This window comes from Duganella sp. AC237 (assembly GCF_979254035.1).
The window spans coordinates 6,222,615-6,241,748 of the sequence record NZ_CEEDEW010000003.1 but is presented as its reverse complement, the minus strand read 5'-3'; the positions used below and the strand labels follow the sequence as shown (position 1 = coordinate 6,241,748).

The 19,134-nt window shown below is 65.2% G+C and carries 13 protein-coding genes; 6 read left to right on the top strand and 7 right to left on the bottom strand.

Translation table 11 applies throughout. From position 1 onward, the window contains the following. Positions 1–119 precede the first annotated feature (119 nt). The gene (locus AC0IYS_RS27635; RefSeq protein ID WP_471708176.1) at positions 120–656 is read left to right on the top strand and encodes a DUF2058 domain-containing protein; all 537 of its coding nucleotides are present in this window, start codon (positions 120–122) and stop codon (positions 654–656) included. Positions 657–836: 180 nt separating this feature from the next. On the opposite strand, the gene AC0IYS_RS27630 is transcribed toward AC0IYS_RS27635, so the two are convergent. The 5 genes from AC0IYS_RS27630 to AC0IYS_RS27610 all read right to left on the bottom strand — a co-directional run bounded on the left by AC0IYS_RS27630 (position 837) and on the right by AC0IYS_RS27610 (position 7,213). After that, positions 837–3,236 carry a S9 family peptidase gene (locus tag AC0IYS_RS27630; RefSeq protein ID WP_471708175.1) on the bottom strand — a complete coding sequence of 800 codons (2,400 nt, stop codon included), beginning with the start codon at positions 3,234–3,236 and terminating at the stop codon, positions 837–839. Between the two features lie 87 nt (positions 3,237–3,323). Further along, the gene (locus AC0IYS_RS27625) at positions 3,324–4,679 is read right to left on the bottom strand and encodes an MFS transporter (protein ID WP_471708174.1); all 1,356 of its coding nucleotides are present in this window, start codon (positions 4,677–4,679) and stop codon (positions 3,324–3,326) included. Between the two features lie 201 nt (positions 4,680–4,880). Beyond that, positions 4,881–5,471: a hypothetical protein gene (locus AC0IYS_RS27620; RefSeq protein ID WP_471708173.1), complete on the bottom strand. Its 591-nt coding sequence runs from the start codon at positions 5,469–5,471 to the stop codon at positions 4,881–4,883. Positions 5,472–5,842: 371 nt separating this feature from the next. Beyond that, complete coding sequence (locus tag AC0IYS_RS27615; RefSeq protein WP_471708172.1) at positions 5,843–6,553, bottom strand: SDR family oxidoreductase; 711 nt, start codon at positions 6,551–6,553, stop codon at positions 5,843–5,845. Between the two features lie 81 nt (positions 6,554–6,634). Next, a complete protein-coding gene (locus AC0IYS_RS27610) occupies positions 6,635–7,213 on the bottom strand; it encodes a TetR/AcrR family transcriptional regulator (RefSeq protein ID WP_471708171.1) in 579 nt (192 codons plus the stop codon). A gap of 181 nt (positions 7,214–7,394) precedes the next feature. On the opposite strand from AC0IYS_RS27610, the gene AC0IYS_RS27605 reads away from it, so the two are divergent. The 5 genes from AC0IYS_RS27605 to AC0IYS_RS27585 all read left to right on the top strand — a co-directional run bounded on the left by AC0IYS_RS27605 (position 7,395) and on the right by AC0IYS_RS27585 (position 17,444). Continuing rightward, entirely contained in the window at positions 7,395–8,138 is a 744-nt protein-coding gene (locus tag AC0IYS_RS27605) for a hypothetical protein (protein ID WP_471708169.1), read from the top strand. Positions 8,139–8,272: 134 nt separating this feature from the next. Next, positions 8,273–10,330, top strand: a complete 2,058-nt coding sequence (locus AC0IYS_RS27600; RefSeq protein ID WP_471708168.1) for a S9 family peptidase — start codon at positions 8,273–8,275, stop codon at positions 10,328–10,330. 68 nt (positions 10,331–10,398) lie between these two features. Continuing rightward, positions 10,399–13,053 (top strand): aminopeptidase N, encoded by a 2,655-nt coding sequence (gene pepN / locus AC0IYS_RS27595; protein WP_471708167.1) that lies wholly within the window; start codon positions 10,399–10,401, stop codon positions 13,051–13,053. Between the two features lie 424 nt (positions 13,054–13,477). Continuing rightward, positions 13,478–14,269, top strand: a complete 792-nt coding sequence (locus AC0IYS_RS27590; RefSeq protein ID WP_471708166.1) for an NF038120 family PEP-CTERM protein — start codon at positions 13,478–13,480, stop codon at positions 14,267–14,269. 16 nt (positions 14,270–14,285) lie between these two features. Further along, positions 14,286–17,444 (top strand): S8 family peptidase, encoded by a 3,159-nt coding sequence (locus AC0IYS_RS27585; protein WP_471708165.1) that lies wholly within the window; start codon positions 14,286–14,288, stop codon positions 17,442–17,444. A 107-nt stretch (positions 17,445–17,551) separates the two neighbouring features. Here the strand turns inward: AC0IYS_RS27585 and AC0IYS_RS27580 are convergent, their stop codons facing one another. Further along, positions 17,552–18,013, bottom strand: a complete 462-nt coding sequence (locus tag AC0IYS_RS27580) for a hypothetical protein (protein WP_471708164.1) — start codon at positions 18,011–18,013, stop codon at positions 17,552–17,554. A 29-nt stretch (positions 18,014–18,042) separates the two neighbouring features. After that, on the bottom strand, positions 18,043–19,083 hold the full coding sequence (locus AC0IYS_RS27575; RefSeq protein ID WP_471708163.1) for a hypothetical protein: 1,041 nt from the start codon (positions 19,081–19,083) through the stop codon (positions 18,043–18,045). Positions 19,084–19,134: the final 51 nt, after the last annotated feature.

The following is a 19,134-nucleotide window of genomic DNA, read 5'->3' as shown; positions in this document are numbered from 1 at the left end:
AAGGACGTATCGGGCCGTGGCGAAAAGGTCGGTGGCCCCGGCATATTTGCTATGCTAGCGTCTTTCCCCGTTCCGGTGCCGCAGCGCTGGCGGCGGAGCCTATTTACGGAGTAGCCGATATGGTCTCGTTACAAGAGCAGTTTTTGAAAGCCGGTTTGGTCGACAAGACCAAGGTCAAACTGGCCAACCAGGAAAAGAGCAAGCAAAAGAAGGTGGAACGCCGCACCGGCGAGCAGACCGTCGATGAAGCGCGCATCGCCGCGCTGGAAGTGCAGCGCAAGAACGCCGAGCGCGCGCGCGAAGCGAACGCGCAGCGCGACGCCGCCGCCAACCAGAAGGCGATCGTCGCGCAGATCGCGCAGATGGTGCGGCAAAACCGCCAGGACAAGGGCAAGGGCGACATCCCCTACAACTTCACGCATGGCACCAAGATCGAGCGCATCTTCGTCTCGCCGGCGGTGCGCGAGCACCTGGTCGCAGGCCGGCTGGTGATCGTGGTGATGAACGGCGCGGTGGAGCTGGTGCCGCGCGTGATCGCCGACAAGATCGCCGAGCGCGACGCCTCGCTGGTGGTGCGGGTGAACAAATCCAGCACGCAAGTCGACGAGGACGACCCATACGCCGCGTTCCAGATCCCCGACGATTTGATGTGGTAAAAATCCGGGGTCAGGTCCACCATTTCTACACGGCCTCGGCCGTAAAAGCCGATAGCGTTCAGCTCGTGTAGAAATGGTGGACCTGACCCTGGAGTTGAAGTTGGGAACTACTGCGAGACGATGATGCGCCAGCGCCGGGGTTTGATGACGGCCTGGCCTTCGTCGTCGGCTAGCTCAATGTCACTCCTTTTTAAGCGTGCGTTCAAACAGCTGGTAGATGCGGCGGTATTGGTCGTACCAGCTTTCGGCGTGCACGTAGGCGTGGCGCTCCAGCGGGTAGGAAGCCAGTTCCCAGTTGTCCTTTTTCAGTTCGATGAAGCGCTGCGCCATGCGCACCGAGTCCTGATAAAACACGTTATCGTCGATCATGCCGTGCGCGATCAGCAGGTGGCCTTTGAGCTTGTCGGCGTATTCGATCGGCGACGACACCTTGTACGCTTCCGGATCCAGCTCCGGCGTATTGAGGATGTTGGCGGTGTACTCGTGGTTGTAGGTGGTCCAGTCGGTGACGGGACGCAGCGCGGCGCCGGCCTTGAACTGGTCCGGCGCCCGCAGCAGCGCCATGAAGGTCATGAAGCCGCCGTAGCTGCCGCCGTAGATGCCGACATTTTTGGCGTCGCCCTGGTGGTTGGCCACCATCCAGTTCAAGCCGTCGATGTAGTCTTCCAGTTCCGGATGGCCCATCTGGCGGTAGATCGCGGTGCGCCAGTTGCGGCCGTAGCCGAGCGATGCGCGGTAGTCCATGTCCAGCACGATGTAGCCCTTTTCAACCAGCAGGTTGTGGAACATCTGCTCGCGGAAGTAGACCGGGAAGCGCTGCGTGACGTTTTGCAGATAGCCGGCGCCGTGCACGAACATCACGACCGGATATTTTTTGCCCGGCTCCAGGGTGGCCGGGCGATACAGCTTGGCCCATACCGGATCGGCGCCGTGCGTCGACGGCACCGCGACGATTTGCGGCGTGATCCACTGGCGCGCTTTGTAGTCGGCGTTGCGGGTGTCGGTCAGTTGTTTGGCGGCGCCGCCGTTGCTGTCCACCGTGGCGATTTGCGCCGGCATGTAGGCGGTCGAGTAGCGCACCAGCAGCTTGCGGCCGTCCGGCGACAAGGTGAAGCTCTCCACGCCGCCCAGCGACGTCAGTTCCTTCGGCGCGCCGCTGCTTGTGCCGCCCGTGGTGCCGCTGGAGCACACCTCGTAGGTGCCCGGCAGCTTGGGGTTGCACATGAAGTAGGCGGTCTTGCCGTCGGCCGACCATTCGACGTTGCTCGCTTCCCATTTGCCGGAGGTCAGCGCGCGCGCTGCGCCGTTCGCGGCGGCGGGCTGCAGGTAGATGTGGGCGTAGCCGCTTTCCTCAGACTGATACCACAAGGTGCTGTTGTCCGGTTGCCAGCCGAAGCCGTTGCCGCGGTTGTTGACCCAGGCCGTGTCGCTCAAACGATGCACCGGTTGCAGTTTGGCGCCCGCCAGGTCGACGGTGGCGATCCAGCGGTCCTTGTTGTCGATCGCCTGCGCCATCACGGCCACCTGCTTGCCGTTGTCGCTCCAGCGGATCGATTCGTCGCGGCCTTCAAAGCGCACGCCGCGATTGCCCTTGAGCGCATCGAGCTTGCGCGCGGCGCGCATTTCGGCCAGCGGATCGACATTGATGCCGGGCAGGGCGTCGAACGACAGCTCGGTGACCTTGCGCGTGGCCAGTTCGATCAGTTTGAGTTGCTGCGGCTGCGGGCCTTCGTCGCTGACACGTTTGCGCTCGTCGTCGGTCTCCTCGTAGCCCGATTCGGTCACGTACTTCGGCATCTTGCCGACGCGGCGCTTGTCGCCGTCCTTGGCGCTGGTGACCACCAGCAGGTAGCGGCCGTCCGGCGACAGCGCGCTGGTGTCGATGACGACCTTCTCGCCCAGGTAGACCGGCTGCGGCGCGCGCGTGGCGTCGGCGCCGCGTTCCTGGTTGCGGCGCTCGCGCAACGCGTCGCGCTCCTCCTTTTGCCGCGCCAGGGTCGAGAGCAGGCGCAGTTGCAGGTCGCGCCGCGCGCTGGCTTCCGGCGCGGCGTCGGGGTCCTTGGCGGTGCGCAGCACGGCCACCGGCGACACCAGGCGCTCGGCGCGGTTCCAGCTGAACCAGTCGCTGCCCACGCGGAACTGCACGCCGGCGCCGTCGGCGGTGTATTGCGGATCGGCGGCCGGGGAGGTGCCGCGCACGATTTGTGTCAGCGCGCCGCTTTTCAAGTCACGTTCGAACAGGTCGCCGTTGCGCAGCAAGATCGCGCGCGTGTGGTCGCGGTTGTAGACCGGGTCGGCGCTGTCGAGGTTTGCCAGCTGTTTGTCGTCCACCAGCTTCGGACCGCCGGCGGCGATCTGGAAAGTGTCGCGCAGCGGCGAGCCGGCGCGTTTTTGCTTGAAGTAGACCTGGCGGCTGTCCCAGCCCCACCATGCCGATTCGACCGGGTTGCCGATCCAGTCGGGATTGGCCATGGCCTGGTCCAGCGTGATCGGTGTGGGAGTGGCTACGTTGGCCGCATGGGCCGCGAAGGTGGTGATCGCGGCGGCGATGGCGGTGGAAAGAGGCAGGACAAAACGCATGGATAGTTCGCTTTGAAGTTGGGTGAACGGGAGCGCCGGATTGCGGCGCGTCCACGATTATAGTGGACCCCAACGCTAGCCGAACAGTCAGTTGCGGGCTATCTTGTCTCTGAGGCCGTCCTTGGCGTCCGGGCCGCCGCGCCGTGGCGCCATGCGCAGCGCCAGCATCAGGAGCAGCCCCGTCGCCAGGTACATGCCGATCAGCGCGGCGAGCATGGCGGCGCTGTCGCCCCACGCCAGCAGGCGGGCGCTCAGGGCCGGGCCGAAGGCGCCGCCCATCATGGCCAGGCCGCCCACCAGCGCGATGCCGATGGCGGCGCGTTGGCGGTTGAGCAGGTCGGTGAGGATGGCCGCCAGCAGCGGCAGCGCCGCCGAGATGCCCAGCGACGCCAGCGACATGCCGGCCAGCGACCACGCCAGGCCGTTGTCGGCGGCGATGGCCAGACCGAGGCCGCCGGCGGCCAGCACCATGCAAGCGATGAAGTGGCCGCGCCGTTCGCGCCGGCGGTCCGAGTCGTAGCCGATGGCGATCATGCCGACGATGCCGACGATGCCGGGTATCGCCGCCAGCAGGCCGGATTCCAGCGGGCCGCCCGCGCCCCAGCGCTGCATCAGCGCCGGCGCCCAGTGCGCCAGCGCGTAGCTGGCGCCGGCCAGCAGCAGGTTGGCGAGCGCCAGCAGGCAGATGGCCGGATCGCGCAGCAGCGACCAGATGATGGCGAAGGCCGACGGCGGTTCGTCGTCGTCCTCGTCCGGGTCGATGCCGGCGGCCTTGGCGAGCGCCGCTTCATCGCGGTTCAAGTCCTGCCGCACCATCTGCTGTTCGAACCCCGACAGCCATTTGGCATCGTCCGGATGGTCGTCCAGATAGAAGTAGGCGGCGATGCCCAACAGCGCGGCCGGCAGGCCTTGCGCCAGCAGCAGCCACTGCCAGCCTTGCAAACCGCTGTAGAGATGCAGCGCCTGCCGCATGGCGCCCGACAGCGGCCCGGCGACGATGCCGCCGATCAGCGCGGCCGACGCGAAGACGGCGAACACGCGCGCCCGCCGCGCGGCCGGATACCAATAGGTCAGATACAGGATCACGCCGGGGAAGAAGCCGGCCTCGCACATGCCGAGCAGGAAGCGGATCGTGTAGTACTCGAGCGGCGTGCGCACGAAGGCGCCGGCGGCGGTGGCCGCGCCCCAGCCGAGCATCATGCGCAGCAGGATCTTGCGCGTGCCGAGTTTTTCCAGCAGCAGATTGCAAGGCACGGCGAACAGCGCGTAGGCGAAGAAGAACACGCCGGCGCCCCAGGCGAAGACCTGATTGCCGAAGGCGAGGCTGTCCTGGATGTGCCGCTGGGCGAGGTCGACGTTGACGCGGTCGATGTACGCGACCACGCAGCACAGCATCAGCAGCGGCAGCACGCGCCAGCTGATCTTGCGGTAGATTGCATCCATGCCGGCAGCGCCGCGCAGGTGCAGAAGCGTGGCGCCATGGTTCACGATGCGTGGGCAAGGGTGGTCTGCATGTAGCCGATATTAGCCGTGCCTAAAACCTTAGGCAAGCGTTTGGCGCAATGGGGAACTCAAAACAACAAAGCGCCACGATGGCGGCGTTTTCACGCACCATCGTGGCGCAAGGGGGCGGGTAAAACCGGGTTAAACGCGGATCGCACCGCCGGCCACCGGGCGGGCGTTGTAATTCATGGTGCCGACGTTGCGGCGGGGGCGCAACTCGGGCTTGGTGGCGGCGTCGCCGTCTTCCTGCGCCAGGAACTGGGTGCCGATCTCGAACCACTCGTCGCTGGAAATGACCTTTTGCGCCAGCGGCAGCAGCTCCTGCTCCTCCTTGTCGAGGCGCTTGAGCAAATTCTGGCAGTACAGGTCGATCGTGCGGCACAGGAATTTGCCCTGCGAGGCGCTGCGGCGCATCGCCCGGCGCAGGCATTTGTGCACGGCGTTGAGCATCGCGCCGCCCAGACGGCTGAGCGTCTCGAGGTCGTTCATCAGTGCGGCGCAGCTGGAATCGGCCGCGCGCACGGCGGGCATCAGGCACGCTTCGACCTTGCGCTGATGGCGCGCTTCGGCAAAGCTGGTCAGCTCCTTGAGCTGGGACTCGATGAACACAGGATCGATCTCCTGCGGGCGGCGCGCGATCGACTGCACGTGCTGCAGCAACCGCGAGATGAAATGGCGTTCTTTTTTCTGTTCGATGGAGAGTGTCAGTAAGACATAAGTGGCAGTTAGCATAACGTTTCCCGTATTCGTCTGACTTCGGCTGCGCGGCAAGCGAGGAATGCTCTGCGGTCGGCGCGGCCAGTGGGTTTACCTTAGCGCTGAGCTCATCTCATTCAACGTCGATTTACAATTGTTCACAACTAGTTAAAGAGCAATAATTGTGCTGCAATAATAAGTCTCAACTTCGAAGATTACCGGCGGGGAAAACGCGTTAGTCACATGCCATGCCGGTGATAACTGATGCGTACTCTTCCTGACTGAGTGGGAAATTATGCGCCCATTTTCTGGCGCCGTGTAGGCGTTTACGACTTACTATCAAAAAAAGTTTTGTATCAAACCGCGCCTGTGGCGGCGCGGTTTGCTTTGTTGCGATGCGGCGAAAATCAGGCCGCCAACGGCGCCCCCAGATAGATGCCGCGCGGCGCGCCCAGGCCCTGCTTGACCTGCTTGCTGATGTCGTCAACCAGCACTTCGTCGTCGCCGTTTTCCAGCGCGGCGACGATGATGCGCGCGACCTCGGCCGGCGCGGTTTTCGCCGCCTCGACGGCTGCGGCCATGTCGGTGTCCATGTAACCCATATGCGCTGCCAGCACCTGCGTTTTCTGCGCCTGAAGTTCGCCGCGCAGGCCGTTGGTCAGCGCCCAGGCGGCCGCCTTGGAGACGCTGTAGGTGCCGGTGCCCGGCATGCTGATCCAGGCCAGCGCCGACAGCACGTTGACGATGGCGCCGCCGCCGTTTTCCTTGAGCGCCGCCGCGAACGCCAGGCTCAGCGCCATCGGGCCGAAGAAGTTGGTGTCCAGTTCCTGTTGCATCACTTGCAAGGCGTTGGGCGCGGCCAGGTCGGTGCCGCTGAAGATGCCGGCGTTGTTGATCAGGACGGTCAGGTCCGGAATCGCCCGCACGGCGGCGGCGATGTCGTCCGCGTTGGTTACGTCCAGTTTGATCGGCGTGACGCCGGGCAGGGTGACCGACGCCGGATTGCGGGCGCCGCCGTAAACCTTGCGGGCGCCGGCTTTGAGGGCCGCTTCGGCCAGGGCTTTGCCCAGGCCGCGGTTGGCGCCGGTAACGAGGACGACGGAGTCTTTGATGTTCATGGTAGTGCCTTTCAATGAGAGTGCAGGTTAACAATAACTTACAATATGACCGGTCATCTTAAAACCGGGTAAAAAAAACGATCACACGAGAACGCGGTTCAGCACCATCTCGATGAAGCGGTCCAGCGGCGCCCGGTCCTGTTCGGCCTTGGCGCGCAGTACCGCCCCTTGCCAGGCGTCGGCGGTGAAATTGGCCAACTCCCTTGCCGGTTGCGTGGTGGCGATGCCGCCGTCGCGCTGCCCTTGCCCAATGACTTGCTCGAGCATCGCGCACATGGCGGCAAACGACTGCCGCGCCTGATGGCGGATGGCCGGACTCTGGTTCGACAGCTCGGTGCTGAAATTGCCCAGCATGCATCCGGCGTTGAATTCGGACGCAACGTTGGCTTCGATCAGCTGGCCGAAGTAGCCGCGCAGCCACTCCCGTGGCGGCAGCGACGACTCGCCTAGCCGGATGCCAAGCTGCCCGGCCTGATCCGAATAACGCTGCAATACCTCCACCCCCAGCTCTTCCTTGCTGGCGAAATGGTTGTAGAACGATCCTTTCGGCACGCCGGCCGCCTCGGTGATGTCTTGCACACTCGTGGCGTTGAAACCCTTGCTGTGAAGCAGGGTCATGCCGGCGGTGACGATTTGTTCTTTGATGTTAGCTTTGGCCATGTGCATAATATGACCGGTCGTCTTAAATAAGTCAAGCGTTGTTTGCCGCGTTGTTTCCCCGCTGGTTACTTATTGTTTGATAGACAATGCTGAATACCAACTATATAGTTAGCGTACCAATGGTGAATATGGGTTATCTACTGTGCGTACCAAAGCTAAGCGGTGGAACGGGCTTTCGCTGATGTCGGGTTTGATGCTGGCCGCTTCGGTGCCGGCGGCGGCGCTGGACCTGACGGTGTGCGTGTTCGACCAGCCGTTCTCGCCCATGACATTTCCTGACGGCTGCGGCCAGTCGCTGGAACTGCTGCGGCGCGCCTCGGCGCTGCAGCCGGTGGCGGTCCGGCAACTGGTCGCGCCGCGTTCCCAATGCATGAACCGCTTGCGCAACGGCCAGGTCAACGCCATGCTGGCCGCCTTTACGCCCGAGCGCACCGCCTACGGCGCCTATCCGATGAAGGGCGAGCAGCCCGATCCCGGGCGCGGCGTCGGCGAGTTGAACTTTTCCGTGTTCCGCCGGCAGGGCGACACGGTGGACTGGGACGGCCAGCGCTTCATCGGCCTGGGCCGGCAACCGGTGGGGGCGCAACCGGACCTGCTGCACATGCCGATGCTGCGCGAGATGGACGTCGTCATCGACGACAGCGGCTCCAGCGTGGACCAGGTGTTCGCCAAATTGGCGGGCAAGCGGGTGGCGGCGGTGGTGACCGAGCGCGACGAGGGCGGCGAGCTGATGGCGCGCAAATACCGGGGCCAGATCGAGATGCTGCCGGCGCCGTTCCAGAAGACGCCCATCTACCTGATCGTCAACAAGGACTTCTACCAAAAGCACCAGCCGCAAGTGGAGGCTTACTGGCAAGCCATCGCCCAGGCCCGCCTTACGCCCGGCTTCCGCCAGTTCATCTCCGAGTTTCCCAAAAAACATTAGCCGGCGCCGCCCCGGGACGCCACCCCGGTAAAGTTGCGTAAAGTAACAATTTACTTGCCGCGGCGCGAACTTGGTATGATGCTCGACGACCGGCCACCAGCCGGTATTTTTCTACAAACGTCGGAGATCCCCGAATGAGATTACCCCTGCTGCTGCTTGGGACCGCTGTTGCGGCCTCCAGCGCCATGGCCGCGCCGCGCGGCTTCACCGTGGAAGACCTGGTCAAGATGGAGCGGGTCGGAAGCCCTGCGCTGTCGCCGGACGCCAGCCGCGTCGTCTACACCGTGCGCTCCACCAATCTGGACAAGAACCGCGGCAACACGCAATTGTGGATGCTGGACCTGCGCGCGCCCAAGGCCGCGCCGGTGCGGCTGACCCAGGCCGACGCCAGCAGCAGCGATCCCGAATGGTCGCCCAACGGCGACGCCGTCTATTTCCTGTCGGCCCGTTCCGGCTCGTCGCAGGTATGGCGGCTGCCGCTGGCCGGCGGCGAGGCGGCCAGGGTCACCGACCTGGCGATCGACGTCGACAACTTCCGCCTGTCGCCGCAAGGCGACCGCCTGGCGCTGAGCCTGGCCGTGTTCCGCGATTGTGCCGACCTGGCCTGCACCAAGTCGCGCATGGACGCCAAGGCCAAGGACAAGGCCAGCGGCAAGCTCTACGACAAGCTGTTCGTGCGCCACTGGGATACGTGGGCGGACGGCCGCAACAACGTGCTGTACTCGGCGCCGATCGACGCCACGGGCAAGGTCAGCGCCCAGCCAATCAGCCTGAGCGGCTCGCTCGACGGCGACGTGCCGTCCAAGCCGTTCGGCGACCGCGACGAGTACCGCTTCAGCCCCGACGGCAAGACGGTGGTGTTCGCCGCCCGCATCGCCGGCAAGACCGAGGCGTGGTCGACCAACTTCGATGTCTACACGGTGCCGGCCACCGGCGGCGCGCCGACCAATCTGACCGCCGACAACCAGGCCTGGGACACCAAGGCCAGCTACTCGCCGGACGGCAAGACCCTGGCCTACCTGGCGATGGACAAGCCGACCTTCGAGGCCGACCGCTACCACCTGGTGCTGGTCGATGTGGCCAGCGGCAAGAAGCGCACCGTCGCCGACAGCTGGGATCGCTCGATCGCCGACTACCGCTGGACCCCGGACGGCAAGGCGCTGCTGGCCACCGCCGACGACATCGGCCAGCATCCGCTGTTCCGCATCGACGCCGCCAGCGGCAAGGTCGCCAGGTTGACCGGCAACGGCTACGTCAGCGGCTTCGACGTCGCGCGCGACACCATCGTCATGGCGCAGGCCAGCCTGTCGTCAGGCGCGCAGCTGTACAAATTCAAGCTTGGCGGCAGCGGCGACAAAGCCACCCAGCTGACCGAGCTGAACGCGGCCGCGCTGGCCGACGTCAAGTTCGGCGAGTTCGAGCAGTTCTCGTTCGCCGGGGCCAACGGCGAGACCGTCTACGGCCACGTCATGAAACCGTGGGACGTCAAGCCCGGCGTCAAGTATCCGATCGCCTTCCTGGTGCACGGCGGCCCGCAGGGCAGCTTCGGCAACTCGTGGAGCTACCGCTGGAACCCGCAGGTGTACGCCGGCGCCGGCTATGCCACCGTGTTCATCGATTTCCACGGCTCGACCGGCTACGGCCAGAAGTTCACCGATTCGATCAGCGGCGACTGGGGCGGCAAGCCGCTGGAGGACTTGCAGAAGGGCCTGGCGGCGGCGGTGCAGAAATTCCCGTGGCTGGACCGCGAGCGCAGCTGCGCACTGGGCGCGTCGTATGGCGGCTTCATGATGAACTGGATCGAAGGCAACTGGTCCGACGGCTTCAAATGCATCGTCAACCATGACGGCGTGTTCGACACGCGCGGCATGGCCTACGCGACCGAGGAGCTGTGGTTCACCGAGTGGGAAAACGGCGGTACCTACTACGATGTGCCGGAGAAGCACGAGAAGTTCAATCCGGCGTTGCAGGTGAAAAAGTGGAAGACGCCGATGCTGGTGGTGCAGGGCGACCTGGATTTCCGGATTCCGACCTCGCAGGGCCTGGGCACGTTCACGGCGCTGCAGCGCCAGGGCATCCCGAGCAAGCTGCTGGTGTTCCCGGATGAGAACCATTGGGTGCTGAAGCCGGCCAACTCGGTGCTGTGGCATCACACGGTGATCGATTGGCTCGACACGTACATTAAGAAATAAGCCCTGCCGGATCGCTTGATCTCACGCCCGCCAACGTCGCGGGCGTTTCCATATTTGAGGATGCAACAATGAAAAAAAGTATGATCGTCGCGGCGCTGGTGCTCGCCTATGGCGCGGCCATGGCCCAAATGCCAGCCGCCACCACCACCAACACTACCGCCCCGCGCGCCGAGAACGCCTATTTGTCGCAAGAGGACGCCGCCGCCCGCTCGGCACGCGTCAGCAACGTCGACTACACGCTCGCATTCGCGCTGACCGGCAAGGAAACCTTCTCCGGCACCACCACGCTGGCGTTCGACCTGAACGACGCCTCGCAACCCCTGACCATCGACCTCGACAAGGCGACCATCGCCAGCCTGACCGTCAACGGCAAGGCCGTCACGCCGCAATACAACCAGTGGTTCATCACGTTGGCGCCGCAGGACCTGAAGGCCGGCCGCAACACCGTCGCCATCGCCTACACGCGCTTGCACAGCACCAACGGCGAAGGCCTGCACCGCATGGTCGACCCGGTCGACGGCCGCGTCTACACGTACTCGCACTTCGAGCCGGCCGCCGCGCACCAGATGTTCGCGCTGTTCGACCAGCCGGACCTGAAGGGCACCTTCCAGGTAACCGTCACCGCGCCGGCCGACTGGGTGGTATCGTCGACGATGCGCGAATCGGGCGTGGCCGACGTGGACGGCGGCAAGCGCTGGACCTTCCCGCGCAGCAAAAAGCTCAGCCCCTACAACTTCTCGATGCACGCCGGCCCGTACAAGGTGTGGGAAGACAACAGCGGCCCGTATCCGATGCGCCTGTTCGCCCGCCAGTCGGTGGCGGCGCAGGTCTCGCCCAAGGACTGGTTCGGCTACACCAGCCGCGGCCTGAAATTCTTCAACCAGTACTTCGGTGTGCCCTACCAGTTCGAGAAATACGACCAGCTGCTGGTGCCGGACTTCCTGTATGGCGCGATGGAAAACGCCGCGGCGATCACCTTCGCCGAACGCGCCTTCCTGCACCAGGATGAAATGACGGCGGCCCAGCGCGAGAGCCTGGCCGGCGTCATCATGCACGAGATGGCGCACCAGTGGTTCGGCGACCTGGTGACGATGAAATGGTGGAACGGCCTGTGGCTCAACGAAAGCTTCGCCTCCTTCATGGGCACCCTGGCCACGGCCGAGGCCACCGAATTCACCCATGCCTGGCAGAGTTTCTATTCCAACGCCAAGCAGAACGCCTACACGCAGGACCAGCGCGTCACCACGCACCCGATCGAAACGCCGGTGCCGTCGACCGCCAACGCCTTCGACAATATTGACGCGATCACCTACTCGAAGGGCGCCTCGACCCTGAAGCAGTTGCGCCACCTGCTGGGCGAGGAGGTGTTCCGCCAGGGCGTGCACAACTACCTGGTCAAGTATTCCTACCAGAACGCCAAGCTCGACGACTTCATCGGCAGCCTGGCCAAGGCCGCCAACCGCGACCTCGGTCCGTGGACCAGGGAATGGCTGTACGAGCCGGGCGTGAACACCATCGCCGCCGAGTTCAGCTGCGCCGGCGGCAAGATCAAATCGTTCAGCCTGCACCAGAGTGCGCCGAGCGCGGCCATGCCGACCCTGCGCGAGCAGCGCGTACAGATCGGCCTGTTCAACCTGGACAAGGATGGCCTATCGCTCGGCAAGAACGTGGCGGTAACCTACAAGGGCGCCGTCACCGCCGTGCCGGAACTCAAGGGCGCGGCCTGTCCCGACCTGGCGTACCCGAACTACCAGGACTGGGGCTACGCGAAAGTCCAGCTGGATAAGAAGTCGTTCGCCACCGCGCAATCGAGCCTGGGCAGGGTCGCCGATCCGCTGCTGCGCTCGATGTTGTGGCAAAGCCTGTGGGACAGCGTACGCGACGGCAAACTGCCGCTGAACGCCTTCCTGGGCACGGTGCTGACCCAGGCCCCGGGCGAGCAGGATTACACCCTGCTCGGCAATATCCTGACCAAGGTGGCGCAGTCCAGGGCCTATCTCGACAATATGGGACCGCAGGCGGCCGCCTACCGGACGAAGGTGGGCGCGCAGTTGGAACAGATGGCGTTTACGGCGACGGGGGCCGCCAGCGCCGACAAGAATTTCCAGCGTCGCTGGTTTGCCACCTTTATCGACCTGGCCAGCAGCGAGCCGGCGCTGAAGCGGTTGGCCGATATTCTCAGCGGCAAGCTGGTGGTACCGGGCCTGAACGTCAGCCAGGATGTGCGCTGGGATATCGTCGAACGGCTGAACCGGTTTGCCTACCCCGGCAGCGAGGACTTGCTGGCGGCCGAGCAGGAGCGCGACAAGTCCGACAGCGGGCAGGCCGCCGCACTGGCCGCGCGCGTGATCCGTCCGGACGCCAAGGTCAAGGCCGAGTGGCTGGCCAATATCGGCGATCTGCAAACCAAGTTGCCGTTCTCGAAGATCCGCCAGGCGATGCAAGTCATGTATCCGGCCGGCCAGGGCGCGCTGAGCGAACTGAGTGCGGAGCAGCGCTTGGCGACGCTGGGGCAGGTCGACAAGGCCGCCGGCCCGGTCTTCATGCGCGCGTACGCCGAGGCGATGATCCCGGCCGCTTGCACGCCGGCCAGCGTGGCCCGCCTGCAGGCGGCGATTGTTAAATTACCCGACTTGTCGACGGGTACTAAACGTTCTTTGTTGGTAAGACATCAGGAAGATGAACGTTGTGTTGCCATAAAGAAAGCAATGACAGTATTTTAATTGCCGACCTGTTTTTTGTGAAAAGCCAGCGCTCCGCTGGCTTTTTTTTCGCCCGGGCGCTTTGCCGGACGATGGCTGCGACAAGCGCTGAAGTAGGCCGGAAAAGCCGGAATTTATTTCATTTACATACTTTATCGCTAACTTGTTGGTTTCGATTCAGACATTCTTGTTTTGTAAAAGAACAACAGAAAAATGCTCAAAACCGCACAATTTCGTGACAGGGGGATGACATCGCTTTCATAGTGTAGGCAAGATTTTATTTGGTAAATATTTATGATTAATGAATAATCATTGTTAATCTGAAGTTACTCGAATTGTGTTGTTTGTTTATATTCATTGTTACCTACAAAGGGTAGACAAAGGTCCAGCGGGCGACCAGACCGGCGGGCCACGGCGCCATTACTTTCATCAAAAGGGCAGTGAAATGAACCACTTGAAGCAAGCGCAATTGAAAAAAATGACCGGCGCCGCACTCGGCGCCCTTGCGCTGATGAGCGCCACGCCAGCCATGGCTGCCGTGATCGATTTCGAATCCATCGGCCCGTCGATCTACGGCGGCACCGAAACCCTGAGCGAGAGCGGCTACACGATGACCGTGATCGACACGCCGGCCTCCCCGGGCGGCACCGGCCTCGCCGGCGCCGTCGGCGACGGCGCCGACCCGTACCTGTGCGCCATCGCCGCCTGCCCCACCGGCAACGCCAGCCACTTCTACATGGGCGTCAACGACGGCAGCCTGAAGGTGGCGCGCGGCGACAACGCCGCCTTCCAGGTGTCGGGCATCGACTACGCCTTCCTGGCGCCGGTTGGCGGCCTGCCCAGCTACTCGTATGGCCAGTTGACCCTGGTCGGCACGCGCGCCGGCGGCGGCACCATTTCGGTCGCCTACGATTTCCCATTGCTCGACGCGCTGGGCAGCTCGCCGTTCGTCACCAACGCGCTGACGGCCTTCGGCAACGTCAGCCTGAGCAGCCTGGTCATCAGTTCCTGCCTGTTCGACGGCGCCGGCGGTTGCTACAGCCCGCTCGCCGGTTCGGAAAACCAGGCGCAATTCGCCTTCGACAACCTGCATCTGAGCGCGGTCACCGCCGTGCCGGAGCCGGAGACGTACGCCATGATGGGCCTCGGCCTGGGCCTGGTGGGCCTGCTGTCGCGCCGCCGCGCCAAGGCGGCCGCCGCCGCCAACACCACCACCGCCGCCACCACCATCGCCTGAGCAAGGAACGCCCCACATGAAACTCCGTCCTATTTCCGCCGCCGTCCTGCTGCTGACCGCCGCCCTGACCAGCGCCGGCTCGGCCAACGCCGAGTCCGAGCGCCGCTCCTACATCGTGCAACTGACCGACAAGCCGGTCGCCACCTACACCGGCCAGGTCGCCGGCCTGGCCGCGACGATGCCCGCCCAGGGCCAGCGCCTCAATGTCGACGCCGCCGCCGTGCAGGCCTACATCAGCTACCTGGACACCAAGCAGAACGCGGTCATCGGCACCATCAACGCCGCCGAGATCACCCATAAATACGATGTCGTCTTCAACGGCTTCGCCGCCATGCTGACCGACGACGAAGTGCGCGCGCTCAAGAAGAACAGCGGCGTGGCCGCCATCACGGCCGATTCCATGATGGAGCTCGACACCAGCTACACGCCCACCTTCCTCGGCCTGGACAAGGCCGGCGGCCTGTGGGATCAGCTGGGCGGCAAGGGCTCGTCGGGCGAGAACATCATTGTCGGCATCGTCGACGGCGGCATCTGGCCGGAGAATCCGAGCTACGCCGACCGCGTCGACGGCAATGGCAACCCGAGCCATAGCGGCTCGACCGTGGTCTACGATGCCCCGCCGGCCAGCTGGAAAGGCACTTGCGACACCGGCGAAGGCTTCAGCGTCGCCAATTGCAACAACAAACTGATCGGCGCGCGCTACTACAAACAGGCCGGCCAGCAATTGCACTGGACCGAGTTCTTCTCGGCGCGCGATTCGGTGGCCGGCACCGAAGGCCACGGCGGCCACGGCAGCCACACCTCCAGCACGGCGGCCGGCAACGCCGGCGTGAGCGCGATCACCGCGGGCCTGAACCTGGGCAAGGTCAGCGGCATCGCGCCGCGCGCCCGCATCGCCGCCTACAAGGTATGCTGGACCGATGCGGCCACCGGCAAGAACGGTTGCGCGCCCTCCAACAGCGTGGCGGCCATCAACCAGGCCGTCAAGGACGGCGTCAACGTCATCAACTTCTCGATCGGTTCGAGCGCCGGCGGCGGCTCGTTCACCGACGCCACCGAACAGGCCTTCCTGGGCGCGACCGCCGCCGGCGTGTTTGTCGCCACCTCGGCCGGCAACCAGGGCCCGGGCGCGACCGCGCCGGCGCCGGTCGGCCACATCAGCCCGTGGCTGGCCTCGGTCGGCAACTCGACCCACAACCGCCTGTACCTGGCCGACGCCGTCACCGGCAGCGGCGCGACCCTGACCGGCGCCTCGAGCAACGCCAATACGCCGACCTCGCCGCTGGTGCTGGCCAAGGACGCCGGCCTGCCGGGCGCCGATCCGCTCCAGCTCGAGCGTTGCCTGGGCGGCACCGACGCCGTCGCGCCGCTGCTGGACCCGGCCAAGGTGGCCGGCAAGATCCTGGTGTGCGACCGCGGCGGCAACGTGCTGGTCAACAAGAGCGCCAACGGCAAGGTGGCCGGCGCGGTGGGCGTGATCATCGCCAACGTCGAAGGCGGCGGCACCACCATCATCAACCAGGCGCACACCATCTCGACGGTGCACATCACCAAGGAAAACGCCGCCGTCCTGAAGAGCTACATCGCCGCCAGTCCGAACACGGCGGTCGCCTCGCTGGGCAACCTGCGCGCCACCTTCGATCCGACGGTCAAGGCGCCGATCATGTCGAGCACCTCGTCGCGCGGCCCCAACGTGGCCAACGCCAACATCCTCAAGCCGGACATGACCGCGCCGGGCACCGACATCCTGGCCGCCGTCACCGCCGACCTGACCCAGGCGCAGCGCGACGCCGTCGCCGCCGGCGCGCCGGCTCCGGTGACCGACTGGGCCTTCTACAGCGGCACCTCGATGGCCTCGCCGCACGTGGCCGGCGTGGCCGCGCTGCTCAAACAGCTGCATCCGGACTGGACGCCGTCGGCCATCAAGTCGGCGCTGATGACCAGCGCCACCGACACCTTCAGCGACGGCCTGACCACCAAGGTCGCGTGGGACAGCAGCGCCACCAACGCCGGCACCTTGCCTTGGGGCCAGGGCGCCGGCCACATCGCGCCGAACTCGGCGGCCGATCCCGGCCTGGTGTACGACATCGCGCCGCTCGACTACGCGCGCTTCCTGTGCGGCCAGGGATTGATCTACACCACCGCCCAGTGCACCACGATGGGCGGCAGCATCGCCGCCTACAACCTGAACCTGGCCTCGCTGACCGCCGCCAACGTGCTCGGCACCTTGAGCATGACGCGCACCGTCACCAACGTCGGCAACACCACCGCGACCTATAACGCCACGGCCTCGCTGCCGGGCTTCAACGTCTCGGTGCAGCCGTCGACCCTGGTGCTGGCGGCCGGCGCCAAGGCCAGTTTCATCGTCAAGCTGACCCGCACCAGCGCGCCGCTCGACACCTGGGCTTATGGCGTGTTGAACTGGAAAGACGGCACCCATGTCGTGCGCAGCCCGCTGACGGCGCGCGCCACCGGCCTGTCGGCGCCGGCCACCGTGGTGAGCGAGGCGGCCACCGGCAGCAAGGTCGTCACGGTCGGCACCGGCTTTGCCGGCGCCATGAGCGCGGTCAAGGGCGGCCTGCAGCCGGCCACCCGCGAGACGCGTTCGATCGGCACCGCCAACACCGGCCTGAGCAACGCGGCGCTGTGCCAGGCGGGCGCCGCCACCGGCGTCAACCTGCATCCGGTGACGATCCCGGCCGGCACCCTGCTGGCGCGCTTCTCGCTGTTCGATTCGGACACCACCGGCGCCGTGCCGGGCGACTCGGACCTGGATATGATCGTCATGCGCGGCAACACGCCTGTGCTCAGCAGCGGCGGCGACACGGCCAATGAAACCATCCAGATGGTGGCCCCGGCCGCCGGCGACTACAACGTTTGCGTGATCGGTTTCCGTCCGAACGGCGGCCAGGCCACCTACGCGTTGTCGAGCTGGGTGGTGCAGCCTTCGACGGGCGGCAACTTCAAGGTTGTTATGCCGAGCTCGGCCACGATCGGCGGCACCGCCAGCGTGGGCATGAGCTGGTCCGGCCTGGCGCCTGGCGTGCGCCACGTCGGCGTGGTGAACTACCTGCTGGGCGGCGTCAAGCAGGGCGCGACGGTGATCGATGTCGATACCACCGATCCGTTGCCGCTGTTTAAGGGTTCGCGCAGCAAGGAAGCGCTGGCGTTTTAAGCGCTTGGCTTGGTTGTGAGAAACCCGCGAGGCCGGTTGGGCTCGCGGGTTTTTTTGTTTGTTGGTGCTGGATGATCTGTTGGCGGAGCTTGGCGGATTACGCTGCGCTAATCCGCCCGACGTGGATTCGTGGTGTTTCCGGGAGATATGGCATTCGTGACGCATTGGCCGGCGCGGCAGGTGGCGCCGGGGTCGCTGACCAGCGAACAGGTCGACATCATTTGCTCGCGCGCGTCGTCGGCGCGGCGGGCGGCGGCGTGCTGCTCGATCAGCGCCTTGAGCGCGGCGCCGTCGCTGTTTTTGCTCGACCAGGCCATATAGCGCTCGGGACCGCCGCAAGCCTTTGAACCGAAGCCTATCGTGTGGCACTGGGCTTGGCTGTCGCAACTGGTGTCGGCGTTGGCGGCCTGGATTTTCTTCCACAGCGCTTCGGCCTTGTTGGCGGTCGGCGTGCCGGCTGCCGGCGCGGCCGGGGTGGCCGACGGCGCGCTGCCGCAGGCGCTGGCGGCGAGCATCAACAGGCTTGCCGCGGCAAGACGAAGGGAGAGGGGACGGGGAGCGATTTTCATGATTTCATGATGATCCAATCGCCGCCGCTTTACAAGGGCTCGCTCAATCGTGCTTTGCGCGCCACGCCGTCGGGGCCGAACAGGATGACGAATTCGGCGCGCTTGCCGTCTTCCGGCTTCGTCTCCGGCTTCAATTTGGGGTACCGGTAGCGCCAGACCTGGTAGCCGCTGTCGAAGCGCACCGTCGTGGCCGGGCCCAGCGCGGCGCGCATTTGCGCGGTGGTACGGTGGGTTTCGGCGATGGACACCGTGGCGGCGCCCGGCGTGTCGTCCATGTAGTCGAATTCGACCAGGGTATCGTCGGACCAGCGGCGGTCCCACAGCGGCGCGTAATAGCTGCGGTCGAGCAAGACCTGGCAATCGCAGAAGGGCAGGGTGTCCGGCGTTTGCGTGCCGCCCGCGTACAGCATCGAGAACGGTAATGTCTCCGAACGCGCGCCGTCGCGCAGCGTGACGCCGAACAGCGGGCGCTCGGCGAAGAACAGGTAGTTGCCGTCGGCGGCGGCGCAGACCCGGTCCGGATCGGTGAGCAGTTCGCCCAGCCAGGCGAACACGTTGCCGTTGTTCGACAGCAGTCCGGCCTCGACGCCGACCTGGCATTCGAGCCGCAAGTCGCCCAGGCGGCGCATGCCGGGCGGCACGTTGGGACTGCGCACCTGCGCGCGCCAGGTCAGGGTGCTGGTCTTGCTGCTGGCAATCAGCGCCGCGTCTTCGCGCAGCGCCTGGTCGTTGCGGTCGAGGGTGAAGGTGTGGTCGGGCGCGACGGGCACCGGCAGCGCAAGGTTGTCGCCGACCACCCGCAAGGTGATGCCGTCGAGCCGCGTGGTGGGCAGGCGCGGCAGCAATTGGAAGCGCAACGTCGCCTGCGGCGCCAGCGCCCGGTTGCGCTCGAACCGGTCCATGCCGGCGATCATTTTTCGGTAGGACTTGTCGACCGGATCGCGGGTGGCCGTGACGGTCACTTTGGCCGGCGCCTGCTGACCGGACGCCGGACAGCAGGCCGCGATCAGCGTCGCGGCCGTCAGATAGCGCAGATAGTGCCATGCGCGGCGTTGCGTAAAATTGGACAAGCGGGCTCCTGCTACTGCGGAAACCAATCTTAGGCCAGCGCGCGCGTTCGC